The organism is Enterobacter sp. 50588862, assembly GCF_001462935.1.
Taxonomy (GTDB): Bacteria; Pseudomonadota; Gammaproteobacteria; order Enterobacterales; family Enterobacteriaceae; genus Enterobacter; species Enterobacter bugandensis.
Window position 1 is genome coordinate 413,339 of the sequence record NZ_LNHM01000021.1, and the last position, 24,578, is coordinate 437,916.

Here is a 24,578-nt window from a genome sequence, read left to right on the forward strand (position 1 = left end):
CACCCTCACCCCAGCCCTCTCCCTAAGGGAGAGGGAGAAAACACATTCACTGCACGTATCAGGAACCATCGCTCATGACACAGACTTTAAGCCAGCTTGAAAACCGTGGCGCCTTCATTGAACGTCACATTGGGCCGGATGCTCAGCAACAGCAGGAGATGCTGAAGACGGTTGGCGCGGATTCATTAGACGCACTGATCGGCCAGATTGTGCCAAAAGACATCCAGCTTGCCACGCCGCCTCAGGTAGGGGAAGCCACCACGGAGTTCGCCGCGCTGGCGGAGCTGAAGGCTATTGCAGGCCTCAACAAGCGCTATAAGTCTTACATTGGCATGGGCTACACCAACGTGCAGTTACCGCCGGTTATCCTGCGCAACATGCTGGAAAACCCGGGCTGGTACACCGCTTACACCCCTTATCAGCCAGAAGTCTCCCAGGGGCGTCTGGAAGCGCTGCTGAACTTCCAGCAGGTGACGCTGGATCTGACCGGTATGGATATCGCTTCCGCCTCACTGCTGGATGAAGCGACCGCCGCTGCCGAAGCGATGGCGATGGCAAAACGCGTGAGCAAGCTGAAAAATGCTAACCGCTTCTTCGTGGCGGCGGACGTGCATCCGCAGACGCTGGACGTGGTGCGCACCCGTGCAGAAACCTTCGGCTTTGAGGTGATCGTCGACGACGCCGACAAAGTGCTGGATCACCAGGACGTCTTCGGCGTGCTGCTGCAGCAGGTGGGTACCACCGGCGAAGTTCACGACTACGGCGCGCTGATTGCCGAGCTGAAATCCCGCAAAGTGGTTGTCAGCGTTGCCGCCGATTTTATGGCGCTGGTGCTGCTGACGGCGCCGGGCAAACAGGGCGCGGATATTGTATTCGGCTCCGCGCAGCGCTTCGGCGTGCCGATGGGCTACGGCGGCCCGCACGCGGCGTTCTTCGGCGCGAAAGATGAATTCAAACGCTCCATGCCAGGCCGTATCATTGGCGTGTCAAAAGATGCTGCCGGTAATACCGCGTTGCGCATGGCGATGCAGACCCGCGAGCAGCATATCCGCCGCGAGAAAGCGAACTCCAACATCTGTACTTCCCAGGTACTGCTGGCAAACATCGCCAGCCTGTATGCGGTATTCCACGGCCCGGCTGGCCTGAAACGCATTGCCAGCCGCATTCACCGCCTGGCCGATATTCTGGCCTGCGGCCTGCAGCAGAAGGGCCTCAAGCTGCGCCACGCGCACTATTTCGACACCCTGTGCGTGGAAGTGGCAGACAAAGCCGCCGTGCTGGCGCGCGCGAATGCAGCAGAAATCAACCTGCGCAGCGACATCCACAACGCGGTCGGCATTACGCTGGATGAAAGCACCACTCGTGACGATATCCTGAGCCTGTTCAGCGTGTTGCTGGGCGACGCACACGGTCTGAACGTTGATACGCTCGACAAAGAGGTCGCGCTCGACAGCCGCTCCATTCAGGAAAGCATGCTGCGCAATGACGCGATCCTGACTCACCCGGTGTTCAATCGCTACCACAGCGAAACCGAGATGATGCGCTATATGCACTCTCTGGAGCGCAAGGATCTGGCGCTGAACCAGGCGATGATCCCGCTGGGCTCCTGCACCATGAAGCTGAACGCCGCGGCAGAGATGATCCCGATTACCTGGCCTGAATTCTCCGAACTGCACCCGTTCTGCCCGCCAGAACAGGCGGAAGGCTATCACATGATGATCAACCAGCTTTCAGACTGGCTGGTGAAGCTGACCGGTTACGACGCGCTCTGCATGCAGCCGAACTCCGGCGCGCAGGGTGAATACGCGGGCCTGCTGGCGATCCGTCACTATCACGAAAGCCGTAACGAAGGCCACCGCGATATCTGCCTGATCCCAAGCTCCGCCCACGGCACCAACCCGGCCTCAGCCCAGATGGCGGGCATGGAAGTGGTGGTGGTCGCGTGCGATAAGAACGGCAACATCGATTTGGCCGACCTGCGTGCGAAAGCCGAGCAGGCGGGCGACAAGCTCTCCTGCATTATGGTGACCTACCCGTCCACCCACGGCGTGTACGAAGAGACCATCCGTGAAGTGTGCGAAGTGGTGCACCAGTTTGGCGGTCAGGTATACCTCGACGGCGCGAACATGAACGCTCAGGTGGGCATCACCTCTCCGGGCTTTATCGGCGCGGACGTGTCGCACCTGAACCTGCATAAAACCTTCTGCATTCCGCACGGCGGTGGCGGCCCGGGCATGGGACCAATCGGCGTGAAAGCGCACCTGGCGCCGTTTGTGCCGGGCCACAGCGTGGTGCAGATTGAAGGCATGCTGACCCGTCAGGGCGCGGTCTCTGCGGCCCCGTTCGGTAGCGCGTCAATCCTGCCAATCAGCTGGATGTACATCCGCATGATGGGCGCGGAAGGGCTGAAGCAGGCGAGCCAGGTGGCTATTCTGAACGCCAACTACATTGCGACTCGCCTGAAGTCCGCCTTCCCGGTGCTCTATACCGGCCGCGACGGTCGCGTGGCGCACGAGTGCATTCTGGATATTCGTCCGCTGAAAGAGCAGACCGGCATCAGCGAGCTGGATATCGCCAAGCGTCTGATCGACTACGGCTTCCACGCGCCAACCATGTCGTTCCCGGTTGCGGGGACGCTGATGGTGGAGCCGACCGAGTCTGAAAGCAAAGCCGAGCTGGACCGCTTTATCGACGCGATGCTGGCCATCCGCATGGAGATCGACCGCGTGCAGGACGGCGAATGGACGCTGGAAGATAACCCGCTGGTCAACGCCCCGCATACCCAGCACGAGATGGTGGCAGAGTGGAACCACGGTTACTCCCGCGAACTGGCCGTCTTCCCGGCAGGCGTGGCAAACAAATACTGGCCGACCGTGAAGCGTCTTGATGACGTTTACGGCGACCGTAATCTGTTCTGCTCCTGCGTGCCGATGAGCGAATACCAGTAATTATTTGCCATACTGTAGGCCGGGTAAGCGTAAGCGCCACCCGGCTTTTTTTTATCTGGAGGTTGTGAATGGCAATTGCACTGGTCACCGGCGCGAGCCGGGGCATTGGGAAAGCCACCGCGCTGCAGCTGGCACGTGAAGGCTACACCGTGGCGGTGAACTATCACCACAACATTAAAGCCGCGACGGACGTTATCAATCAGATCGTTGAGGCCGGCGGTAAAGCGTTTGCCGTGCGTGCGGACATCAGCGACGAAGCTCAGGTGCTGGCGATGTTTGACAGCATCGATCGTGAAGGTGAGCCGCTTCGCGCGCTGGTCAATAATGCAGGCATTCTGTTTGAGCAATCCACCATCGAGAATCTGTCCGCAGAGCGCATTAACCGCGTGCTGGCGACCAACGTCACGGGCTACTTTCTCTGCTGTCGTGAAGCGGTGAAACGCATGTCCATCAAGCATGGCGGCAAGGGCGGGGCGATTGTGAATGTCTCTTCCGCCGCGTCTCGTCTGGGCGCGCCGGGTGAATATGTCGATTACGCTGCTTCTAAAGGCGCGGTAGATTCGCTGACAACCGGGCTATCGCTGGAGGTGGCGGCGCAGGGCATTCGCGTGAACTGCGTGCGGCCTGGGCTGATTTATACCGATATCCATGCTTCCGGCGGAGAGCCGGGGCGAGTGGATCGCGTGAAATCGTTACTGCCGATGCAGCGCGGCGGCCAGCCGGAAGAGGTGGCGCAGGCAATTGTCTGGCTGCTGAGCGAGAAGGCGTCTTACGTGACGGGCAGTTTTATCGAGCTGGCTGGCGGGAAGTAAACCCCTCACCCTAACCCTCTCCCCAAAGGGAGAGGGTTAGGCGCCCGGCGTTAAAGTTTCTCGCCGTTGCTGGCAATCACGCCTTTATACCACTCGAAGCTCTTCTTACGGGAGCGCGACATGTCGCCCGTGCCGTCGTCGTGCTTGTTGACGTAGATAAAGCCGTAGCGCTTGCTGTACTGACCGGTGGTGAACGACACGCAGTCGATGCAGCCCCACGGCGTATAGCCCATCAGATCCACGCCATCGTGCGTGACGGCTTTGATCATCTCTTCCACGTGGGCACGCAGGTAGTCGATGCGATAGTCATCGTTGATGCTGCCGTCTTCTTCCACCTTGTCGTAGGCACCGAAACCGTTCTCAACGATAAACAGCGGCTTCTGATAACGCTCGTACAGTTCGCACAGGGAATAACGCAGGCCCACCGGGTCAATCTGCCAGCCCCAGTCGGACGCCTTCACGTGCGGGTTCGGCACGCTGCCTTCAAAGCCGGAAATGGCGTCACCAGTGCCGCCTTCCGCCTTCACCGCGTTGGTCATGTAGTAGCTGAAGCCTAAGTAGTCGCAGGTACCTTCACGCAGGATCTGCTCGTCGCCCGCCTCCATTTTGATGGAAAAGCCGCGGCGCTCCCACTCGTTCAGCACGTAGGACGGGTAGTAACCACGCAGCTGGACGTCGGTAAAGACATAGCGCTCGCGCATGGATTCCTGGGCGAACATCACGTCTTCAGGCTTGCAGGAGAACGGATAGAGCGCCACCATCGCCAGCATGCAGCCGACTTTCATCTCCGGGTTGATGCGGCGCGCGGCTTTCACCGCCAGGGCGCTGGCCACAAACTGGTGGTGCAGCACCTGGTACATGGTCTCTTCCGGGTTGTCATGTTCGGTGTAGACCACGCCCGAGCAGCAGTAGCCGAACAGCGGGGCGCGCCAGTTGCGCTGGTTGTTGATTTCGTTGAAGGTCATCCAGTATTTGACCTTGTGCTTGTAGCGCTCAAACACCACTTCCGCGAAGCGCACAAAGAAATCGACCACTTTGCGGTTGGTCCAGCTACCATACTCCTGCACCAGGTGCAGCGGCATTTCGAAGTGGGAGAGGGTGATCACCGGTTCGATGTTGTACTTCAGCAGCTCATCGAACATGTCGTCGTAAAACTTCAGCCCTTCTTCGTTTGGCTGCGTTTCGTCACCTTTCGGGAAGATGCGCGTCCAGGCGATAGAGGTACGGAAACACTTGAAGCCCATCTCGGCAAATAGCTTGATGTCTTCTTTATAGTGGCCGTGGAAGTCGATGGCTTCGTGGTTTGGGTAGTATTTACCCGGCACCACCTCCTGCGTGATTTCGCGCGGCACGCCGTGTGCGCCGCCGGTCAGCACGTCGCAAATGCTTGGCCCTTTGCCGCCTTTGTTCCAGCCGCCTTCAACCTGATGAGCGGCAACCGCGCCGCCCCATAAAAAATCTTTCGGTAAGGTTATTTTTTTCATCGCTGCTATTCTCAATAAATGGCTTATTGGCATTGAGTCTAGCAAAGCGAAATTGAATGTCACGATATAACAATTTGCGAAAATTGTGATTTGTCACATCGAAAAAACAGGGTGTTTTATTCCGTCAGTTTTTTCGCCAGCTTGCGTCCGAGAGATTCCAGAATATAAATGACGGGAATTTGCGTGGTGATATCGTAGACGCCGCCAATTCGCGTCTGGGGAACGTGCCAGGAGAGATTAAAGTCCGCCAGTTTTGTCAGGCGCGAGTGCTCGTGGCTGGTGATAGAGAGCACCTTGCAGTGATGCAGGCTGAACTGGCTGGCGAAGCGCAGGATCTCCTCGGTTTCGCCCGAGACGGAGAGCACAATCGCCAGCGCATTTTTCGCCATATCATTGGTGACCGGGAAATAAGGGTCATCAATATGATTACTGAATTTACCAATATTTGAAAAGAAGCGTGCGCCATATTTGGCCAAAGAGCCTGACGTGCCCGCCCCGACAAATATAATTCGCTCGGAAGACAAAATGATATTTACCGCCTCATTTAATAGCGCGTCGAACTCTTCATTATTCACGCTTTTAAAGAAGCTGATAATTTCGCTGGCGCCGAAATTCGCCTGCTGGGGCTCGTTCTGCTCAAGATAGAGCTTAAAGCGCACGCGAAATTCAGAATACCCTTCACAGCTAAGCTTGCGGCAAAAGCGCAGGATAGTGGTGGTTGAGACGCCAGCCGCATCCGCCAGCTCGCGGATGGTCATGTACATCACTTTGTCCCGGTTTTTGATGACATAGTTGTAGACCATCATTTCCAGGTTATTGAGACTGGCAATGGCGGAGTGGGTGAACATACTCACAGTGGCAAAACTCTCATTCAGACCTCATTTATCCATCATATCATGCAGCCAGACGGCAGGAGCCAATTTTATGCCATTGATTAGTAACGCTTAAATTTTTATGTGAACAAATGTCAGGTGAATTGTTCGTTTATGTTTTTGATTTTAATTATAAAAATTTACTTTAAAATTATTTTAGCTAACAGGTGTTCACTGGAATCATTCTCAGTTAGCATAGTCATGCGATGAATAATCATCTTTAGTTTTCCCGGAGTTTAGTATGGCGAGCAGACCATTAATCGCACAGGGATATTCGCTGGCTGAGGAAGTAGCCAACAGCATCAGCCACGGCATTGGCCTGGTGTTTGGGATTGTCGGTTTAGTGTTATTGCTGGTACAGGCGGTGGATACCAATGCCAGCGCGATGGCCATTACCAGCTATAGCCTGTATGGCGGAAGTATGATCCTGCTGTTCCTGGCCTCGACGCTCTATCACGCGATTCCGCATCAGCGGGCCAAAATATGGCTTAAGAAATTTGACCACTGCGCTATCTATCTGCTGATTGCGGGTACCTATACGCCTTTCTTGCTGGTGGGGCTAAACTCACCGCTGTCGCGCGGCCTGATGATTGTTATCTGGAGCCTGGCGCTGCTGGGGATCCTGTTTAAGCTGACCATTGCGCACCGGTTTAAAGTGTTGTCGCTGGTCACCTATCTGACGATGGGCTGGCTGTCGCTGATTGTGGTGTATCAGCTGGCGATTAAGCTGGCGGTCGGCGGCGTCACGCTGCTGGCGGTGGGCGGTGTGATCTACTCGCTGGGCGTTATTTTCTACGTCTGCAAGCGCATCCCATACAACCATGCCATCTGGCACGGCTTTGTGCTGGGCGGCAGCGTGTGCCACTTTTTGGCGATTTATTTGTACGTGGGGCAGGTTTAGTTTGTTGTCGGGTGGCGGCTTCGCCTTACCCGACCTGGATTTGCACCCGTAGGCCCGGTAAGCGCAGCGCCACCGGGCGATAGAGCATCACTCTTCCAGTGAATACGGTAGCGGCTCAATACTCAACGTATTCGCGTCGTCGCGCACGCGGAACACGCTGTCCGCTTCCATGTCGTTGTTCATTACAGCCTGTACCAAAAGACGGCCATCGTCCAACTGGACTGCGGCTAACACGGTACCGGTGCGGCGCCAGTTGTCGCCCATCTTCAGTTCTAAGTCTTCACCTGCTTCCGGTACGCGGCTGGCATGGCCTGCCAGTGTCCACAACGCGCGTTTGTTTGCCCCACGGAATTTTGCACGCGCGACCATTTCCTGACCGGTGTAGCAGCCTTTTTTAAAGCTGATGCCCCCCAGCGCCTGCAGGTTAGTTGCCTGAGGAATAAACTGCGCGCTGTTGGCTGCGTCAATTACAGGCAGACCCGCTTCGATGTTCAGCGCCAGCCACTGCTGGCTGTTGTTGAGCTGCGCTTCGCCGCGCAGCGCCTCGGTCACGCGTTCGGCTGTTGCGGCATCCGTGACTAACAGGAAGCGCTCTGCCGGGTGTTCAAACCACAGGATGGAAGTTGCGCCCTCGCTGACCACCTGTTTTTCTGCATCCGGCAGCTCAGCAAACAGGTTTTTCAGCGCCGCACGCGCCTGGAAGCCCGCCACGCCCAGCAGAACATGTTCATCGTCCGGGGCGATGGTGACTTTGGAAAAGACCGCGTATTTTTTCAGTTCTTTGAGCTGCGCATCGCGCAGGCTGCGGCGCTCAATAAAGGCAAAACCGTCCTGACGGCGGAAGAGACGCAGGTTGCTCCACATTTTGCCCTTAGGATCGCAGTGCGCGGCCAGCAGATGCTGGTGTTCAGTCAACTGCGCAACATCCGCAGTCACCTGACCCTGCAAGTATTTTTCGGCGTCGGCGCCGGAGAGGGTTGCCAGCGCCCAGTCATCAAGAGAAATAAGCGTCAGCGGCAGACGCGCAGAGGCGGCGGGCTGGCGAGGAGAAAATGGTGTAAAGGCCATAACGGTATCCTGAATTGCTTAACGCTTTGATAATGCCTAATGGTAAAAGAGCCTGCAGGCATTGCAAGCGCTTTCAGCAGACCATTTGTGCCATAAACGGGTTATGCGTAGCGCTACGCAAAATAGTGTAATCCGCTGTCTATGTAGGGATTATTCTGGAAGCCTGCTCGTCAAACGCAATATTCCAGTAATGAAACGGTCAAAAACACGTTACACTAGCTGGTGTCCCCGTAGAGAAATTAAGAACAGAAAACGGGGTACCGACTGTGCCAAACGTAATGCAGGAACCTGAACATGGATATTAACAACAAGGCCCGTATTCACTGGGCATGCCGACGCGGAATGCGTGAACTTGATATTTCCATCATGCCTTTCTTCGAATATGAGTACGACAGCTTAAGCGATGATGATAAGCGTCTGTTTGTTCGCCTGCTTGAGTCTGACGATCCGGATTTATTCAACTGGCTGATGAACCACGGCAAACCCGCCGACACCGAGTTGCAACGGATGGTGCAATTAATTCAAACACGGAATCGGGAACGTGGTCCTGTGGCAATCTGATCTTCGCGTCTCGTGGCGCTCGCAGTGGATGTCTTTATTGCTCCACGGGCTGGTTGCGGCCATCGTTTTACTCATGCCGTGGCCGCTCAGCTATACGCCGCTGTGGCTGCTATTACTTTCGTTTGTTGTTTTTGACAGCGTACGCAGCCAGCGTCGCATTAACGCGCGTCAGGGCGAGATCAAGCTGCTGATGGATTCCCGCCTGCGCTGGCAGGGAAAAGAGTGGGATATTCTCGGTGTGCCCTGGATGCTTAACGCCGGGATGATGTTACGGTTACGCAAAGTGGGGGGCGGACGTTGCCAGCACCTGTGGCTGGCGGCGGACAGTATGGACGCATCAGAATGGCGGGATCTGCGCCGGATGTTGCTGCAACAGCCGACGCAAGATTAACGCGCGTTAGCTGAATTTTTCTGCCATTTCGCCGAGGATCTGCTCGCACCAGGCCTGCAGGCGCTCGTCGCTGAGATCGTACTGATTGGTTTCATCCAGCGCGAGCCCGACAAACAGCTCGCCGTCGGCAATAATCGGCTTTTTACTGGTGAATTCATACCCTTCGGTTGGCCAGTAGCCGATAAACGCCGCCCCTTTTGGTGCCAGCTTATCGTGCAGCATGCCGAGTGCGTCCAGGAACCATTCGCCGTAGCCTAACTGGTCACCCATGCCGTACATCGCAATAATTTTACCGTCGAAATTGACTGAATCGAGCTGATCCCAGATGGCTTCCCAGTCTTCCTGTATCTCACCAAAATCCCAGGTTGGGATGCCCAGAATCAGCACATCGTACTGCTCCATCAAGGCGACCGCGTCATCTTTCAGGTTATGCAACGTCACCAGTTCCGGGCCAATGATGTCGCGAATTTTCTCCGCCGCCATTTCGGTGTAGCAGGTGCTGGAACCATAGAACAGACCAATATTCATCGCGTAACTATCTCAATTCTTGCTATGACTTTGCGCGTAGTGTACCAGAAACCGGTCGCAATCAGGCATAATGGCCTTAATGCAAAATCAAAGGGGCTGATGTGGAAAAGGATCTCGCACTCGTTGAACAGTTTCTCGACGCGCTGTGGCTGGAGAAAAATCTGGCCGAGAATACCCTCAGTGCCTACCGGCGCGATCTCACCATGCTGGTGGAGTGGCTGGCGCGTCGGGAGCTATCGCTTGCGAGCGCGCAAAGCGACGACCTGCAGGCGCTGCTCGCTGAACGCGTAGAAGGGGGGTACAAAGCCACCAGCTCTGCACGCTTGCTCAGCGCCATGCGTCGGCTTTTCCAGCATCTTTATCGGGAGAAGATTCGCGAAGACGATCCCAGCGCGCTGCTGGCGTCCCCGAAACTCCCGCAGCGGCTGCCGAAAGATCTCAGCGAAGCACAAGTTGAGAGATTATTACAGTCACCGGCTGTTGACCTGCCGCTGGAGTTACGCGATAAAGCCATGCTTGAGCTATTGTATGCTACCGGCTTGCGCGTTTCGGAACTGGTTGGCCTGACAATGAGCGACATCAGCCTGCGTCAGGGCGTGGTGCGCGTCATCGGTAAAGGAAACAAGGAAAGGCTGGTTCCGCTGGGAGAAGAGGCGGTTTACTGGCTGGAGACGTATCTTGAGCATGGCCGCCCCTGGCTGCTCAATGGTGCGTCTATCGACGTCCTGTTTCCGAGCCAGCGCGCGCAGCAGATGACGCGACAAACGTTCTGGCATCGCATCAAGCATTACGCCACACTGGCGGGTATCGACAGTGAAAAGCTTTCGCCGCACGTATTGCGTCACGCCTTCGCGACGCATCTGTTAAACCACGGCGCAGATTTACGCGTGGTGCAGATGCTGCTGGGACACAGCGATCTTTCAACGACGCAAATTTACACCCATGTCGCGACGGAACGCCTGCGGCAGCTACACCAACAGCACCACCCTCGTGCGTGAGTGCCGACAAATTGTAACAGGATCAATTATGAAAAAGTCTTTCGTGCTGTTCACCCTGCTGGCAGCCTCATTTACCGGCTTCGCCCATGCGGATGACGCCGCCATCAAACAGTCTCTGGCTAAGCTTGGCGTCACCAGCAGCGACATCCAGCCTGCGCCGGTTGCCGGTATGAAAACCGTACTGACCAACAGCGGCGTGCTGTACGTCACCGAAGACGGCAAACACTTTATTCAGGGACCGCTGTACGACGTGAGCGGCGCGCAGCCGGTGAACGTCACCAACCAGCTGCTGATGAAAAACCTGAACGCGCTCGAAAAAGAGATGATCGTCTATAAAGCGGCGCAGGAAAAACATGTGATTACCGTCTTCACCGACATCACCTGTGGCTACTGCCACAAGCTGCATGAACAGATGAAAGACTATAACGCGCTGGGCATTACCGTGCGTTACCTGGCCTTCCCGCGCGCAGGCGTCCAGAGCAAGCCAGAGCAGGACATGAAAGCGATCTGGTGTGCCAAAGACCGCAACAAAGCGTTTGATGACGCGATGAACGGTAAAGACGTTAAGCCTGCCTCCTGCGACATCGACATTGCTAATCACTACGCGCTGGGCGTGCAGTTTGGCGTGAGCGGTACGCCAGCGATTGTCCTGAGTAACGGCTATGTTGTTCCGGGCTATCAGGGACCGAAAGAGATGAAAGAGTTTCTCGACGCGCACCAGAAACAGTTTGGTGGTAAATAATTCGCGTGAAAGCCCCCATCAAATTGCGCCGCCGCGAGGCGGTTGAACACGTTGATTTACCGGACGATCTCCCGCCGCTGCTAAAGCGCCTCTACGCCAGCCGCGGCGTGCGCCGCGCAGAGGATCTTGAGCGCAGCGTGAAAGGGATGCTGCCCTGGCAGCAGCTGAACGGTATCGAAAAAGCCACTGAAATGCTCTACAACGCGCTGCGTGAGGGAACGCGCATTGTGGTGGTAGGGGATTTCGACGCCGACGGCGCAACCAGCACCGCCCTGAGCGTGCTCAGCCTGCGCGCGCTGGGCTGCGATAATGTCACCTATCTGGTGCCGAACCGCTTTGAAGACGGCTATGGCCTCAGCCCGGAGGTGGTCGATCAGGCCCATGCCCGCGGTGCGCAGATGATCATGACCGTCGACAACGGGATCTCCTCCCATGCGGGCGTCGATCATGCTCACGCTTTGGGGATCCCGGTGCTGGTCACCGATCATCACCTGCCCGGCGATACGCTCCCCGCAGCAGAAGCGATTATTAACCCCAACCTGCGCGACTGCGATTTCCCGTCGAAATCCCTCGCCGGCGTGGGCGTGGCGTTTTATCTGATGCTGGCGTTGCGTACTCTCTTACGCGATAAGGGCTGGTTCGAATCCCGCGGCATTGCCGTTCCAAACCTGGCCGAATACCTCGACCTGGTGGCGCTGGGCACCGTGGCGGACGTGGTACCTCTTGATGCCAATAACCGCATTTTGACCTGGCAGGGCTTAAGCCGTATTCGCGCGGGCAAGTGCCGTCCCGGAATTAAGGCGCTGCTGGAGATTGCCAACCGCGATCCGCTCAAGCTGGCGGCAAGCGATTTGGGCTTTGCGCTCGGGCCGCGCCTGAACGCGGCCGGAAGACTGGACGATATGTCCGTTGGCGTCGCGCTGCTGCTGTGCGACAACATCGGCGAGGCGCGCGTGCTGGCGAACGAACTGGACGCCCTGAACCAGACCCGTAAAGAGATCGAGCAGGGGATGCAGGCCGAAGCGCTGACCCTGTGTGAAAAGCTGGAGCGCAGCGGCGATACGCTGCCGGGCGGCCTGGCGATGTACCATCCCGAGTGGCATCAGGGCGTGGTCGGCATCCTGGCGTCGCGCATCAAAGAGCGCTTCCACCGTCCGGTGATTGCGTTTGCCCCCGCGGGCGACGGCACGCTGAAAGGCTCCGGTCGTTCAATTCAGGGGCTGCACATGCGCGACGCGCTGGAGCGTCTCGATACGCTGTATCCGGGCCTGATGATCAAGTTCGGCGGCCATGCGATGGCGGCTGGCCTGTCGCTGGAAGAGGCGAAATTCGACGAGTTTCAGCGCCTGTTCGGCGAGCTGGTGACTGACTGGATTGATCCAGCGCTGCTGCAGGGCGAAGTGGTCTCTGACGGTGAGCTGTCCGTCTCCGAAATGACGATGGAGGTCGCGCAGATGCTGCGCGATGCCGGTCCATGGGGGCAAATGTTCCCGGAACCGCTGTTCGACGGGCGATTCCGCCTGCTGCAGCAGCGTATCGTTGGCGAACGTCACCTGAAAGTGATGGTTGAACCGGTGGGCGGCGGACCGCTGCTGGACGGCATCGCCTTCAACGTTGACACCTCCATCTGGCCGGACAACGGCGTGCGCGAGGTCGAGCTGGCGTACAAACTGGATATCAACGAGTTTCGCGGTAACCGCACCCTTCAGATCATCATCGACAATATCTGGCCAATTTAGCGGCAGTAATCTCTATAAAAAAGGGCGTGGATTCGGTACAATCCCGCTCTTATCACCGCATTTTGACAAGTCCATAAAAGAAAACAGACCATGTTTGAAATTAATCCGGTAAAAAACCGTATTCAGGACCTCACGGAGCGCTCTGACGTTCTTAGGGGGTATCTTTGACTACGATGCCAAGAAAGAGCGTCTTGAAGAAGTAAACGCCGAGCTGGAACAGCCGGACGTCTGGAACGAACCTGAACGCGCACAGGCGCTGGGTAAAGAGCGTTCCTCTCTCGAAGCTATCGTAGATACGTTGGATCAAATGGCTCAGGGGCTGGAAGATGTTTCCGGTTTGCTGGAGCTGGCCGTCGAAGCCGACGACGAAGAAACCTTTAACGAAGCCGTGGCAGAACTCGACGGGCTGGAAGAGAAGCTGGCACAGCTGGAATTCCGTCGCATGTTCTCCGGCGAATACGACAGCGCTGACTGCTATCTCGATATTCAGGCAGGTTCTGGCGGTACCGAAGCGCAGGACTGGGCCAGCATGCTGACGCGTATGTATCTGCGTTGGGCGGAAGCGCGCGGCTTCAAAACCGAAATTATCGAAGAGTCTGAAGGTGAAGTGGCCGGTATTAAATCCGTCACTATCAAGATCATTGGCGACTACGCCTACGGCTGGCTGCGTACCGAAACCGGCGTTCACCGCCTGGTGCGTAAGAGCCCGTTTGACTCCGGTGGTCGTCGTCATACCTCCTTCAGCTCCGCGTTTGTTTACCCGGAAGTTGACGAAGATATCGATATCGAAATTAACCCGGCGGACCTGCGTATTGACGTTTACCGCGCGTCCGGTGCGGGTGGTCAGCACGTTAACCGTACAGAATCTGCGGTGCGTATTACCCACATTCCAACCGGGCTGGTAACACAGTGCCAGAACGACCGTTCCCAGCATAAGAACAAAGACCAGGCCATGAAGCAGATGAAAGCGAAGCTTTATGAGCTGGAGATGCAGAAGAAAAATGCTGAGAAACAGGCGATGGAAGACAACAAGTCCGACATCGGTTGGGGCAGCCAGATCCGTTCTTACGTCCTTGATGACTCCCGCATCAAAGACCTGCGTACCGGGGTTGAAACCCGCAACACGCAGGCGGTGCTGGACGGCAGCCTGGACCAATTTATCGAAGCAAGTTTGAAAGCAGGGTTATGAGGAACCAACATGTCTGAACAACAAGCACAGGGCGCTGACGCGGTAGTCGATCTTAACAACGAACTGAAAACCCGCCGCGAGAAGCTGGCAGCGCTGCGCGAGCAGGGCGTGCCGTTCCCGAACGATTTTCGTCGTGACCACACCTCAGACCAACTGCACGCTGACTTCGACGGTAAAGAGAACGAAGAGCTGGAAGCGCTGAACGTTGAAGTGTCCGTGGCTGGCCGTATGATGACCCGTCGTATTATGGGTAAAGCGTCCTTCGTGACCTTACAGGACGTTGGCGGCCGCATTCAGCTGTACGTCTCCCGTGACGACCTGCCGGAAGGCATCTACAACGAGCAGTTCAAGAAGTGGGACCTGGGCGATATCCTGGGCGCGAAAGGTAAACTGTTTAAAACCAAAACCGGTGAACTGTCTATCCACTGCACCGAGCTGCGCCTGCTGACCAAAGCCCTCCGCCCGCTGCCGGACAAGTTCCACGGCCTGCAGGATCAGGAAGCGCGCTATCGTCAGCGTTACCTGGATCTCATCTCTAACGATGAATCCCGCAAGACCTTCAAAATTCGCTCCCAGATCATGGCCGGTATCCGCCAGTTCATGGTCAACCGCGACTTTATGGAAGTGGAAACCCCGATGATGCAGGTGATCCCTGGCGGCGCGTCTGCGCGTCCGTTCATCACCCATCACAACGCCCTGGACCTGGACATGTACCTGCGTATCGCGCCGGAACTGTACCTGAAGCGTCTGGTGGTTGGTGGTTTTGAGCGCGTGTTCGAGATCAACCGTAACTTCCGTAACGAAGGTATCTCCGTTCGCCATAACCCAGAGTTCACCATGATGGAACTCTATATGGCGTACGCGGACTACAAAGATCTGATCGAGCTGACCGAATCCCTGTTCCGTACCCTGGCGCAGGACATTCTGGGCACCACGCAGGTTCCTTACGGTGAAGAAGTCTTCGACTTCGGCAAGCCGTTCGAAAAACTGACCATGCGCGAAGCGATCAAGAAGTACCGTCCGGAAACCAACATGGCGGATCTGGATAACTTCGATTCTGCGAAGGCCATCGCTGAAAGCATCGGTATCAAGGTTGAGAAGAGCTGGGGTCTGGGCCGCATCGTGACCGAGATCTTCGAAGAAGTGGCAGAAGCGCACCTGATTCAGCCGACCTTCATTACCGAATACCCGGCGGAAGTCTCTCCGCTGGCGCGTCGTAATGACGAGAACCCGGAAATCACCGACCGTTTCGAATTCTTCATCGGCGGCCGTGAAATCGGCAACGGCTTTAGCGAGCTGAACGATGCGGAAGACCAGGCGCAGCGTTTCCAGGACCAGGTAGATGCGAAAGCGGCAGGCGACGACGAAGCGATGTTCTTCGACGAAGACTATGTGACCGCGCTGGAGCACGGCCTGCCGCCAACCGCAGGTCTGGGTATTGGTATCGACCGTATGGTGATGCTGTTCACCAACAGCCACACTATTCGTGACGTGATCCTGTTCCCGGCAATGCGCCCGGTGAAATAAGGCGTTACGTTGCTAAAAAAGCCCCGAAAGGGGCTTTTTTATTGCGCCGCGAACGCTCTCAGCGCGTCTCGCGCGACCGTTGCTTCCTGCACCATCCACGGGCTAAAGCTCCATGGGGCGGCGTCCAGCGCGCGGAATAACGATTCCAGCGTCACCCATTCAAATGCCATCACTTCATCATGGTTAATTCGCAGTTCGCTGGTGACGCGGGCAGCGAAGACCGGGCAAATCTCGTTTTCCACGATCCCGGAAGGATCCGTTTCGCGGTAGCGGAATTCTGAGGCGACAGGCGTAATCGCGGTAATTTCTGCGCCAATCTCATCGCGGCAGCGACGGATAATTGCCTCTTCCGTCCGTTCACCAGATTGAGGGTGACCGCAGACAGAATTCGTCCAGACGCCCGGCCAGGCTTTTTTACTTAGTGCGCGTCGGGTTACCAGACACTCGCCTTCGGCGTTAAACAGCCAGGATGAGAACGCCAGATGCAGCGGGGTTTGGGCAGTATGCGCGGCGTATTTTTCCTGAGTGCCAATCACCATTCCCTGGTCATTAACCAAAATAACGTGTTCTTGAATACTCATTCATGCTCCAGTGCCAACGATGCGGATGGTTCTGCACCATCAACAGGGAGCATTATACGGCAATCTTATACGAACGGTTTGTTTCCAGGAGCGGAAAAGGGCTGACCCATATCTCTCCGGGCTGGTATCATAGTGCGCCATTCACGCTGACCGAGGATCTGTTTTGTTTGCAGGAAGCCTGACGAGAAACCCCATCATCGCCATCTTTTGCCTGACGCTGACGCTATTCCTGGCAGGCTGTTCAGGAAGCAAATCGTCGGATATGGGTAGCTATTCCGGTTCGGTCTATACCGTTAAGCGCGGGGATACGCTGTACCGGATTTCGCGCGCAACGGGGACCAGCGTGAAGGATCTGGCGCGCCTGAATAACATCTCTCCGCCGTACACCATCGAAGTGGGGCAAAAGCTCAAGGTGAACGGCAGTTCATCCTCGGGCAAAAAATCCTCATCGAAAGGCAAAACCGCCAAAGTGACGCCGTCCTATCAGGTACCGCAATCGTCATGGCCGCCGGTTGGACAGCGCTGCTGGATTTGGCCTGCCAGCGGTAAAGTGGTCGCCCCTTACTCACTCTCTGAAGGTGGCAACAAGGGGATTGATATCGCCGCTGCGCGCGGTACGCCGGTTTATGCCTCTGGGGCAGGGAAGGTGGTTTATGTGGGTAACCAGCTGCGCGGCTACGGTAACCTGATCATGATTAAGCATGGCGAAGATTACATCACCGCCTACGCGCATAACGACACGATGCTGGTTAACAACGGCCAGAACGTGAAGGCGGGGCAGAAGATTGCCACCATGGGCAGCACCGGTACCGATTCGGTGAAGCTGCACTTCCAGATCCGCTATAAGGCGACGGCCATCGATCCGCAACGCTATCTTCCTGCGCCCGGCAGCAAACCGAAGTGCTAAGTGATTATTTAATCGCCGGTTAGTTGTGAAGAGGCTTGTATGAAGGTGCGTAAGGTCTATAATGCCTTACGCACCTCAAAGCGGGCGTAGTTCAATGGTAGAACGAGAGCTTCCCAAGCTCTATACGAGGGTTCGATTCCCTTCGCCCGCTCCAGCCTCCTGATAAATCAATAAGTTATAGCTTATCAGTTAGTTACGTAGCCCTGCTTTAGCAGGTACAACTTAAACTACCCATTGCTCTACGCCCGCACCTGTCGCGTGATTGGTCTGTGGTACAAGAGAGCATATCATCACGCTGGCGGTGGTTCCTGGTTCTTACCGCGACAGCACAACAACGAACAAAAAGCCGCATACCTGGCATAACTCCCGAACAGATTGATCATACGCATTTAAGCCCGATGTGCGGCCTTTTGGCTGCTATTGTCTGAAATCTGATACATTGCACAAACATCATGTGGATTGCTGTAAAGTTCATCAGTATGATTATTTGCACAATCAGCGATTGAGAAAACACTTCTGGGAGATAAGGGACGAGACGATATGAAAGTGACTGATGAGGCTTTGTTACGTTCAGGGTTTACGCAGCCCGAATTGCAGAAGATAAAAAGCAACATTGAAAAATATGGAGGAACGCTTGGAGAGGCCATAAATGACCTTGCCAGGCGATTTGTTACCTTGGCGGGAGTGGTGGCTGTGTGTGCCTTAATCCTACTGCTACTTATCGTCTTCAGCTCACCCGATAGAGCAGTTGCATGGGGGCTGGCGATGATCTTTGGGGTTGCCATTATGTCCTTCGCGCAGCCGCCGGTAATTTCCTATAAATCCTGGCGTTACCGAAAAACTATCAAGGATTAATTGGTTCCATTTTCGGTTGTCAATAGATCGAAAATCACTTTTGCTTTAACACCATAACCGACAATCTTCATTGTTAGCTTAGGAGTGCTCATTGTGCTGACTTTGAGATAGTAATCGTGTGGAAGCCAGCGAAATAATCTCCAGGCTCCAGTTTTTCGAGCGAGTCCTACAATGCTGTACACACTGGCACCAAGAGTAACACCATTATAGAGAGCCAGGCCTGTGTTAGGATTAAATCCCATGAACTGGGCCGTATGCATCGCGGAGTCAGCAATGATACCTTGCGAGGGTTTATGTCCTGCTGGCTGAGCAAAGTTGAGCACTTCTTTCGTTAATCCGTTCATTCCATCGGCAATCAGGACTGCCCCAGCCAGCATACCAATCGGCCCCATAGTGGATAACATCATAAAGCCACCAAAGAGAACCACGCCTGATAGCACCACATTTACAGCGGATATAACATAACCGACGATTTTATTATTTTCCTTAACAAATTCGACCTTCGCGTAAAGCTGTGCGGCTCTGGTTCTTAACAGGCGTTCTTGTTCGTGTAGATTATCCGTTTCGGCACGCAGATTTTTGATGCAAGCAATGCATTCTTCATCGGTTTTGGCCCGTCGTGCAGTTTCAAATTCTTTATCTACAACCTGTTTTATTTCTTCGACAAACTTGATTCGTGTAAGACCATCCTGCAAATAGAATGCTGACAGCCGATTTGCTGTTTCGACGAGTTTCCGGGCTTCAAGATTCACCATGGTATCTGACCATGTTCTGTTCCAGCCCCTGTTGAGCAGCGCAATATCCATTAAAGACTCCTTCCCAAAATATGTCTGGTCATTTTACGTGCAATAAGGTCGAAGGCAACAGGAAATACTTTCACAACCCGCCCACGTGGATGTCCCGTTTCTTTATCCTCCAGGTTTACATTCTCCTGTTGAAAATATCCCCGGCTCTGTTGGAGCACTGCCAAGTAACTAATTAGGCCGCTAACTATTTTGCTAGGATCTGCATGAAATATCTTGGTGTTGTCACTGCGTCACACCACTTTGCTTGCGTTGCAAAATGCCTCGCAATTTTACAACAGGCGAAACACTGTCTTCCGGTAGTAAAAAGCCTTAATTTAAGGGAATACAGTATTATAGTTTAATCTGTTATGGCATTTTATAACATGATGGAAAGGGGATGAGATGGCGAACATAGGTTACATCAGGGTAACAGCCTGATAAATTAATCTATGTGTAATATGCTTTAATCATATTAATTACAGGAATGTATGGGCTCGAATGAGAATGGTCAGGATTTATACACTATGTAAAATCCGGAACGGCCTGTTTCCTTTTTAAGTTTCGTAATTATTTAGAAAGAATAAGTATTGATTGCTGTATTAAGAATAATCATTAATGAAATGATGCGTAAAAAGACAAGATTATTCAGGTTTTAATGGTCTTTTCTCCGTGATTTTTCATGGGTTTTAAAGCAAGCACCAATAAATATCAGTTATATATCACTAATGTTCTGAGGGGAAATTCAAAAATAAACAAAATTTCTTTTTACTCATCCTTTTCCATCTGATATCACTTCTCCCTCATACTTGTCTGAGCCATGACCGCTGTAGTCTATAATGGCTATTACCCAACGCTAAAAGGTGGTGTCATGAATATTTTACCTCCCGTTCGGCCTGAACAATCTATTGAACGTCTTACTGCCATCCTTGAGCCGATCGCGGAAAAAGTGAAGCTCGTGCCGCGTAAGCGGATCAACTGGAAACACAAAGGCCACCAGCAAATCTATCTTTTTCAGGAGGGTGAGCTTTCTTTGCTGCGGGCATCTGATGGTCTGCTCCTGGTGACCGTTTTTGAGCCTCATCTGTTCGGCATTGCCGAGATGATTCAGCCGACACAGGGGCATATTTTACGTGCAGAAAGAGAGTCTATCATTTTACGTGCTGATGCAGCTGAAGCAGCTACGCTATTTCGTCAACAGGGCGTCTGGGAAGATGTTGCGGCCTTGCTGTCGTATCATACGGCGTATCTCATTTATCGTGATGCGCAGGTTGTGCAGCAACGTACCTATTCCGTGATTCGTAGTTATTTGCAGGAAATGGTATTATTGCCCGAAGAGGCGCGTATGCGAACCAGCATTCTTGAATATATTCAGGACCGTACGCTTCTTTCACGCAGCAGTATTCTCAACGTATTATCAGCCCTTAAACAAGGTCAATATATCGCATTTAAGCGCGGCGGGTATTTAATGGAATTGGGAGATTTACCGGAGTCGTTCTAAAATTTAAAATTAAACAGAAAAGTATTTCACGTTGTTCTCGTTTGTCGATATCGTTTGCTCACTGAAACTATTCAACGGAGTAAACGGGATTTGTATGAAGAAGACACTTTTCGCATTAATTATTGCTAACGCATTCACAGCCACAACTGCATTTGCAGCTGCGGATACAGGTACATGGTACAGCGGGGCTAAATTCGGCTGGTCACACTATTTTGACGCCAGCACCGGTTCAAAAGCGAGCGATAATAACAGTGGCTCCAGCCAGTATAATATCGATCATGATAACGTCGGTGGCGGGGTTTACGCTGGCTATCAGATGACCCCCTGGCTGGCAGTAGAAGGTGGTTACGATTATTTAGGAAATATGCAGATGAAAGGCAACCATAGTGCGGGCGCACAAATGAAAAGCCAGGGGCTGCAGATGTCCTTAAAAGCCAGCTATGCCGTGACCGACAGCTGGGATATCTATGGGCGCGCCGGTGCGATGGCATATCGGGCAGAATCTGATGTAAGTGGTCACAATCGTTTCGATACAGGCGTTCGCCCGCTTGCTGCGGTGGGGACGGAGTATGCGTTCAACAAAAATTTGGCTGGTCGCCTCGAATATCAATGGGTAAGCAATGTGGGTAATGCCAACCAGATTGGCGTCAGCAGCGACGTAAGCTCCGTAACAGCAGGCCTGACATGGCGATTTGGACAGCACGATTGATCGTTGTTAGCCTCTCAATGATAAAAGCCCGACTGCTTAGCAGTTGGGCTTTTTGGTATTTAAGTAACTAAAGGATCAAGAGCAAGTTTAATCTTTTGCAGGCCGGTAACGTTTTTGTCTTTCAGGTATTGCTGATTAATCATTTCAAGCTGTTCCAGTTTTGTCAGCGAGGCGTAGACCGGCTGAACGGGGCTATCTTCGGTAAAAATATCCTTCGCGGTAGCGTGCTGCAAATACTCTGATTTCAGTTGTGCCGATAATCTGTCTATCTGTACTTTATTCTCCTGATAAAGCGCTGCAATATGCGAGGCCGGAATGGAAGGCGGTTTATCTCCCGGTAGAACTAGCGGAACCTGCAGATGATGTATCTCTTCAACCTTATCCGGATGAGATGCGCTGCAGGCGGTAACTAAATTGAGGCTGAACAGCGCCAGTAATAATGACCGTGTCTTCATTGGACAACTCAGGGTTAATAAGCGGAACGGACATTATCGTAAACAACAGGAAGATCTTCAGAGTAAACTTGTTTAATTTTAAATAACTTAGCGGGTATGTTTCACAACGGCGTAGACATAAACGGTTGTTCACGCTGTTAAAGTAAAACAGGCTGCAGTACGCAGCCTTTTTTATCAGTTTTTCGGGAACACCCAAACATGCTTCTCCGGCAGCGAAAGATGGCAGTGCTGCGGATCCCGAACCTCATGCCCATACGCGCGAATGACAAAATCATCTCCCGGCGTGCGGAACAGGTACTCCCAGCGGTCACCAAGATACATGCTGGTGAGCAGCGGCAGTTCAAGCTGATTTTCCCCTGGCCCCTCAACCACCGCCACGCGTTCGACCCGGATCACCGCCGTAGCGTCATCACCGCTCTGCACCCCTTCGCCCGCCTGGCCCCACAGCACCCAGCCTTTTCCTTCGATACGCGCTCTGCCGTCGCGCACTTCGGTGACCTTACCGTGCAGGCGGTTGTTGCTGCCCATAAACTCGGCGGTAAACAGCGTTTTCGGCGAGCCGTACATCTCCTGCGGCGTGCCCTGTTGCTCAATTTTGCCGTTGTTAAGCAGCAGGATGCGGTCGGATATGGACATCGCTTCGTTCTGGTCGTGCGTCACCATCAGCGCGGATAACCCGAGTTTGATAATCAGCTCGCGCAGGAACACGCGGGCCTCTTCGCGCAGCTTGGCGTCGAGGTTGGAAAGCGGCTCGTCCAGCAAAATCACCGGTGGGTTGTACACCAGCGCCCGGCCAATCGCCACGCGCTGCTGTTGCCCGCCGGAGAGCTGGTGCGGGTGACGTTTGCCTAGATGGCCCAGACCCAGTTGGTCCAGCACGTCCTGTACGCGCTGCTGGATCTCTTTGGCCGGAACTTTACGCAGCTTGAGCGGATAGGCCACGTTCTCAAACACGGTTTTGTGCGGCCATAGGGCATAGGACTGGAACACCAGCCCCAGGTTACGCTCTTCTGCTGGGATCTCACTGCGCGGCGTGCCGTCGTAAACTTTATTGTTGCCAATGACAATCGACCCCTGCGTCGGTTTTTCCAGACCCGCGACGGCACGCAGCAGGGTGGTTTTACCACTGCCGGAGGGGCCTAACAGTGAGACCACTTCGCCGCGCTTCAGGTTCATGGAGACACCTTTTAAAACAGGATTGTCGCCGTAGGTTAAGTGCAGATCGTCAACCGCTAATTCAATCATGTATTTTCACTCCGAAACGAAGGGCAATGCCCAGACCTACCACGACCAGCAGGATGTTAATGAAAGAGAGCGCCGCCACGATATCAATGGCACCCGCGGCCCAGAGGGAAACCAGCATTGAACCGATGGTCTCCGTGCCGGGGGAAAGCAGATACACACCCGTTGAGTATTCGCGCTCAAAGATCAGAAACATCAGCAGCCACGAACCAATAAGACCGTAGCGGGAGAGGGGAATGGTCACATGGCGGGTGATCTGCCCGCGCGTCGCCCCGGTGCTGCGCGCGGCTTCTTCAAGCTCTGGCCCCACCTGCAGCAGCGTGGAAGAGATAAGCCTCAGCCCGTAAGCCATCCACACCACGGTATAGGCCAGCCAGACGCTGAAAATGGTGCTGCGCAGCGAACGCAGCCAGACGATGACGTTCTCGCGCATCCAGTCGGTCCAGGCGAACCCGGAAAGCCAGCCGGATTTCAGCGAGTTGTCCAGCCACATCGGCAGGAACAGGAACACCCACAGGAACGCCAGACCGGCAAGCAGGCCAGGCACGGCGCGCGGCACCAGCACGCTGTAGTCCAGGAAGCGCGTGGTGTTATCCGGCTTACGGTGCATCGCAATCCCGACGAACAGGTAGCACGCCACGGCCAGCGCGCCGCCAATAACCCCAATTGCCATGGAGTTGACGATGGCGCGCAGCAGGTTGGGCTGTGCCCAGATGGTGCGGAAAGTGCTCAGCGAAAGCTCATCCCACAGCGAAACGCCGACGCCCCAGTTGGAGATAAACGCGCGCAGCACCACGCCGAGCAGCGGCACGCCGATGGTGACGGTGAGCCAGAAGGCAACCACCGCCCCGGCAACCCAGCGCCATTTGCCCAGCGGTAACGCGCGAGCCTGTGAGGCTTTCCCTTTCATAGTGACGAAGCGGTTGGCGGTGCGCATCAGACGGCGCTGGAGCATCACCAGCGGGATGGTGATGCAGATCAGCACCACGGCAACCGCCGCCATCAGGTGATAGGAAGGCGTGCCGAGCTTGTTCGTCAACTGGTACAGGTAGGTTGCCAGCACCATATTGCCTTCCGGATCGCCGAGCACCAGCATCAGGCCAAATACTTCCAGCCCGAGGAAGAACAGCAGCACGATGGCGTACAGGATCGACGGGCGCACCATCGGCAGGCTGACCGAGGTCATCACCTGCAGCGGAGAGGCACCCGCAATGCGCGCGGCTTCTTCCACATCAGAGCCGACGCTGCGCAGCGCGGATGAAATATAGAGATAGGCATGCGGCACGTGCGTCAGGCCAGCAATGACCACGATGCTCGACATATCGTAGATGTTCCACGGCACAAAGCCGATCAGCGCCTGCGCCCACAGGGACAGAAAGCCCACGGGACCGGCAGCCACCACATAGCCAAAGCCGAGCACCATCGGCGATACGAAAATGGGGACCAGGATCAGCGGTTCAATCAGGCGGCGGCCGGGCAGGTCGGTGCGAACCATCAGAAACGCCAGCACGCCACCCAGCGGAATGGCGATGATGACCAGCCCGAAGGCGAGAATAAAACCGCTTCTTAGGGCCTTATAGAAATCAGGGTCGGTGAAGATAAAGCCAAATGATTCAAGGCTCCACTCTTTTGCCGGAGAAAAGAACGGAGCGGACAGGAAGCTCTGTATCACGATAAACGACAGCGGCGTGTAGATAACCAGAGCGGTTATCAGCACGACGATGCCGCGCGGCAGGCTTTGCCACTTTCTGCGTAATGTATTCATGGGGTATCCCTGGTGTTGCAG

Annotated in this window: 23 protein-coding genes and 1 tRNA gene; 15 read left to right on the plus strand and 9 right to left on the minus strand. The window is 54.7% G+C overall.

Annotated elements, in window-relative coordinates; translation table 11 throughout:
* Nucleotides 1-74: 74 nt before the first annotated feature.
* Together gcvP and APT89_RS09860 are read left to right on the plus strand one after the other, a co-directional pair.
* Nucleotides 75-2,948, plus strand: coding sequence for an aminomethyl-transferring glycine dehydrogenase (gene gcvP, locus APT89_RS09855; protein WP_060572212.1), 2,874 nt, complete (start codon nt 75-77; stop codon nt 2,946-2,948).
* A 68-nt stretch (nt 2,949-3,016) separates the two neighbouring features.
* A complete protein-coding gene (locus APT89_RS09860; RefSeq protein WP_028014327.1) occupies nt 3,017-3,760 on the plus strand; it encodes an SDR family oxidoreductase in 744 nt (247 codons plus the stop codon).
* A 50-nt stretch (nt 3,761-3,810) separates the two neighbouring features.
* Here the strand turns inward: APT89_RS09860 and bglA are convergent, their stop codons facing one another.
* Nucleotides 3,811-5,244: a 6-phospho-beta-glucosidase BglA gene (bglA, locus tag APT89_RS09865; protein WP_028014326.1), complete on the minus strand. Its 1,434-nt coding sequence runs from the start codon at nt 5,242-5,244 to the stop codon at nt 3,811-3,813.
* A 116-nt stretch (nt 5,245-5,360) separates the two neighbouring features.
* On the minus strand, nt 5,361-6,092 hold the full coding sequence (locus APT89_RS09870; RefSeq protein ID WP_060572214.1) for a MurR/RpiR family transcriptional regulator: 732 nt from the start codon (nt 6,090-6,092) through the stop codon (nt 5,361-5,363).
* A gap of 265 nt (nt 6,093-6,357) precedes the next feature.
* Here APT89_RS09870 and trhA point away from each other — a divergent pair, with 265 nt between their 5' ends.
* A complete protein-coding gene (gene trhA / locus APT89_RS09875; protein WP_060572216.1) occupies nt 6,358-7,017 on the plus strand; it encodes a PAQR family membrane homeostasis protein TrhA in 660 nt (219 codons plus the stop codon).
* A gap of 87 nt (nt 7,018-7,104) precedes the next feature.
* Here the strand turns inward: trhA and ygfZ are convergent, their stop codons facing one another.
* A complete protein-coding gene (gene ygfZ / locus APT89_RS09880) occupies nt 7,105-8,085 on the minus strand; it encodes a tRNA-modifying protein YgfZ (protein ID WP_028014323.1) in 981 nt (326 codons plus the stop codon).
* Between the two features lie 294 nt (nt 8,086-8,379).
* Here ygfZ and sdhE point away from each other — a divergent pair, with 294 nt between their 5' ends.
* A complete protein-coding gene (gene sdhE / locus APT89_RS09885) occupies nt 8,380-8,646 on the plus strand; it encodes an FAD assembly factor SdhE (protein WP_010435322.1) in 267 nt (88 codons plus the stop codon).
* Nucleotides 8,627-9,037: a protein YgfX gene (locus APT89_RS09890; RefSeq protein WP_060572218.1), complete on the plus strand. Its 411-nt coding sequence runs from the start codon at nt 8,627-8,629 to the stop codon at nt 9,035-9,037. Before sdhE ends, APT89_RS09890 begins: the two co-directional genes overlap by 20 nt.
* 6 nt (nt 9,038-9,043) lie before the next feature.
* On the opposite strand, the gene fldB is transcribed toward APT89_RS09890, so the two are convergent.
* Nucleotides 9,044-9,565, minus strand: coding sequence for a flavodoxin FldB (gene fldB / locus APT89_RS09895; protein ID WP_028014321.1), 522 nt, complete (start codon nt 9,563-9,565; stop codon nt 9,044-9,046).
* Between the two features lie 101 nt (nt 9,566-9,666).
* Here fldB and xerD point away from each other — a divergent pair, with 101 nt between their 5' ends.
* From xerD to lysS, 5 genes are all read left to right on the plus strand, one after another.
* Nucleotides 9,667-10,563, plus strand: coding sequence for a site-specific tyrosine recombinase XerD (gene xerD, locus APT89_RS09900; protein ID WP_028014320.1), 897 nt, complete (start codon nt 9,667-9,669; stop codon nt 10,561-10,563).
* 28 nt (nt 10,564-10,591) lie between these two features.
* Nucleotides 10,592-11,305: a bifunctional protein-disulfide isomerase/oxidoreductase DsbC gene (gene dsbC / locus APT89_RS09905; protein ID WP_028014319.1), complete on the plus strand. Its 714-nt coding sequence runs from the start codon at nt 10,592-10,594 to the stop codon at nt 11,303-11,305.
* A 5-nt stretch (nt 11,306-11,310) separates the two neighbouring features.
* The gene (recJ, locus tag APT89_RS09910) at nt 11,311-13,044 is read left to right on the plus strand and encodes a single-stranded-DNA-specific exonuclease RecJ (RefSeq protein ID WP_060572220.1); all 1,734 of its coding nucleotides are present in this window, start codon (nt 11,311-11,313) and stop codon (nt 13,042-13,044) included.
* A gap of 90 nt (nt 13,045-13,134) precedes the next feature.
* A protein-coding gene (gene prfB / locus APT89_RS09915; RefSeq protein ID WP_100170824.1) for a peptide chain release factor 2 occupies nt 13,135-14,233 on the plus strand; the annotation gives its coding sequence in 2 pieces (ribosomal slippage) (nt 13,135-13,209 and nt 13,211-14,233; 1,098 coding nt in all).
* 9 nt (nt 14,234-14,242) lie between these two features.
* Nucleotides 14,243-15,760, plus strand: coding sequence for a lysine--tRNA ligase (lysS, locus tag APT89_RS09920; RefSeq protein ID WP_060572222.1), 1,518 nt, complete (start codon nt 14,243-14,245; stop codon nt 15,758-15,760).
* Between the two features lie 38 nt (nt 15,761-15,798).
* Here the strand turns inward: lysS and idi are convergent, their stop codons facing one another.
* Nucleotides 15,799-16,341 (minus strand): isopentenyl-diphosphate Delta-isomerase, encoded by a 543-nt coding sequence (gene idi / locus APT89_RS09925; RefSeq protein ID WP_041908358.1) that lies wholly within the window; start codon nt 16,339-16,341, stop codon nt 15,799-15,801.
* A gap of 163 nt (nt 16,342-16,504) precedes the next feature.
* Between idi and actS the strand changes: the two genes are divergently transcribed.
* From actS to APT89_RS09940, 3 genes are all read left to right on the plus strand, one after another.
* Complete coding sequence (gene actS / locus APT89_RS09930; RefSeq protein WP_041908359.1) at nt 16,505-17,248, plus strand: amidase activator ActS; 744 nt, start codon at nt 16,505-16,507, stop codon at nt 17,246-17,248.
* A gap of 80 nt (nt 17,249-17,328) precedes the next feature.
* Nucleotides 17,329-17,402: transfer RNA gene (locus tag APT89_RS09935), tRNA-Gly, on the plus strand.
* 386 nt (nt 17,403-17,788) lie between these two features.
* On the plus strand, nt 17,789-18,103 hold the full coding sequence (locus APT89_RS09940) for a hypothetical protein (RefSeq protein ID WP_003862882.1): 315 nt from the start codon (nt 17,789-17,791) through the stop codon (nt 18,101-18,103).
* Here the strand turns inward: APT89_RS09940 and APT89_RS09945 are convergent.
* Nucleotides 18,100-18,909: a DUF4225 domain-containing protein gene (locus APT89_RS09945; protein WP_060572224.1), complete on the minus strand. Its 810-nt coding sequence runs from the start codon at nt 18,907-18,909 to the stop codon at nt 18,100-18,102. The genes APT89_RS09940 and APT89_RS09945 overlap by 4 nt on opposite strands.
* Before the next feature lie 847 nt (nt 18,910-19,756).
* On the opposite strand from APT89_RS09945, the gene APT89_RS09950 reads away from it, so the two are divergent.
* Both APT89_RS09950 and APT89_RS09955 read left to right on the plus strand, forming a co-directional pair.
* Complete coding sequence (locus tag APT89_RS09950) at nt 19,757-20,386, plus strand: helix-turn-helix domain-containing protein (RefSeq protein WP_060572226.1); 630 nt, start codon at nt 19,757-19,759, stop codon at nt 20,384-20,386.
* Between the two features lie 94 nt (nt 20,387-20,480).
* Nucleotides 20,481-21,095: an outer membrane beta-barrel protein gene (locus APT89_RS09955; RefSeq protein WP_047364491.1), complete on the plus strand. Its 615-nt coding sequence runs from the start codon at nt 20,481-20,483 to the stop codon at nt 21,093-21,095.
* A 59-nt stretch (nt 21,096-21,154) separates the two neighbouring features.
* Here the strand turns inward: APT89_RS09955 and APT89_RS09960 are convergent, their stop codons facing one another.
* The 3 genes from APT89_RS09960 to APT89_RS09970 all read right to left on the minus strand — a co-directional run bounded on the left by APT89_RS09960 (nt 21,155) and on the right by APT89_RS09970 (nt 24,557).
* Nucleotides 21,155-21,550, minus strand: a complete 396-nt coding sequence (locus APT89_RS09960) for a hypothetical protein (RefSeq protein ID WP_047364489.1) — start codon at nt 21,548-21,550, stop codon at nt 21,155-21,157.
* A 174-nt stretch (nt 21,551-21,724) separates the two neighbouring features.
* Complete coding sequence (locus tag APT89_RS09965; protein WP_060572227.1) at nt 21,725-22,795, minus strand: ABC transporter ATP-binding protein; 1,071 nt, start codon at nt 22,793-22,795, stop codon at nt 21,725-21,727.
* Entirely contained in the window at nt 22,788-24,557 is a 1,770-nt protein-coding gene (locus APT89_RS09970) for an ABC transporter permease (protein ID WP_045260923.1), read from the minus strand. The genes APT89_RS09965 and APT89_RS09970 overlap by 8 nt, the downstream gene beginning before the upstream one ends.
* Between the last annotated feature and the right edge of the window lie 21 nt (nt 24,558-24,578).

Bases quoted from the DNA above. Each gene is read 5' to 3' on its own strand.
- dsbC (WP_028014319.1), top strand. From the start codon at position 10,592: ATGAAAAAGTCTTTCGTGCTGTTCACCCTGCTGGCAGCCTCATTTACC.
- APT89_RS09955 (WP_047364491.1), top strand. From the start codon at position 20,481: ATGAAGAAGACACTTTTCGCATTAATTATTGCTAACGCATTCACAGCC.
- lysS (WP_060572222.1), top strand. From the start codon at position 14,243: ATGTCTGAACAACAAGCACAGGGCGCTGACGCGGTAGTCGATCTTAAC.
- APT89_RS09960 (WP_047364489.1), bottom strand. From the start codon at position 21,550: ATGAAGACACGGTCATTATTACTGGCGCTGTTCAGCCTCAATTTAGTT.
- APT89_RS09860 (WP_028014327.1), top strand. From the start codon at position 3,017: ATGGCAATTGCACTGGTCACCGGCGCGAGCCGGGGCATTGGGAAAGCC.
- APT89_RS09945 (WP_060572224.1), bottom strand. From the start codon at position 18,909: ATGGATATTGCGCTGCTCAACAGGGGCTGGAACAGAACATGGTCAGAT.
- APT89_RS09950 (WP_060572226.1), top strand. From the start codon at position 19,757: ATGAATATTTTACCTCCCGTTCGGCCTGAACAATCTATTGAACGTCTT.
- APT89_RS09970 (WP_045260923.1), bottom strand. From the start codon at position 24,557: ATGAATACATTACGCAGAAAGTGGCAAAGCCTGCCGCGCGGCATCGTC.
- APT89_RS09870 (WP_060572214.1), bottom strand. From the start codon at position 6,092: ATGTTCACCCACTCCGCCATTGCCAGTCTCAATAACCTGGAAATGATG.
- gcvP (WP_060572212.1), top strand. From the start codon at position 75: ATGACACAGACTTTAAGCCAGCTTGAAAACCGTGGCGCCTTCATTGAA.
- APT89_RS09965 (WP_060572227.1), bottom strand. From the start codon at position 22,795: ATGATTGAATTAGCGGTTGACGATCTGCACTTAACCTACGGCGACAAT.
- trhA (WP_060572216.1), top strand. From the start codon at position 6,358: ATGGCGAGCAGACCATTAATCGCACAGGGATATTCGCTGGCTGAGGAA.
- fldB (WP_028014321.1), bottom strand. From the start codon at position 9,565: ATGAATATTGGTCTGTTCTATGGTTCCAGCACCTGCTACACCGAAATG.
- idi (WP_041908358.1), bottom strand. From the start codon at position 16,341: ATGAGTATTCAAGAACACGTTATTTTGGTTAATGACCAGGGAATGGTG.
- APT89_RS09940 (WP_003862882.1), top strand. From the start codon at position 17,789: ATGAAAGTGACTGATGAGGCTTTGTTACGTTCAGGGTTTACGCAGCCC.
- ygfZ (WP_028014323.1), bottom strand. From the start codon at position 8,085: ATGGCCTTTACACCATTTTCTCCTCGCCAGCCCGCCGCCTCTGCGCGT.
- bglA (WP_028014326.1), bottom strand. From the start codon at position 5,244: ATGAAAAAAATAACCTTACCGAAAGATTTTTTATGGGGCGGCGCGGTT.
- sdhE (WP_010435322.1), top strand. From the start codon at position 8,380: ATGGATATTAACAACAAGGCCCGTATTCACTGGGCATGCCGACGCGGA.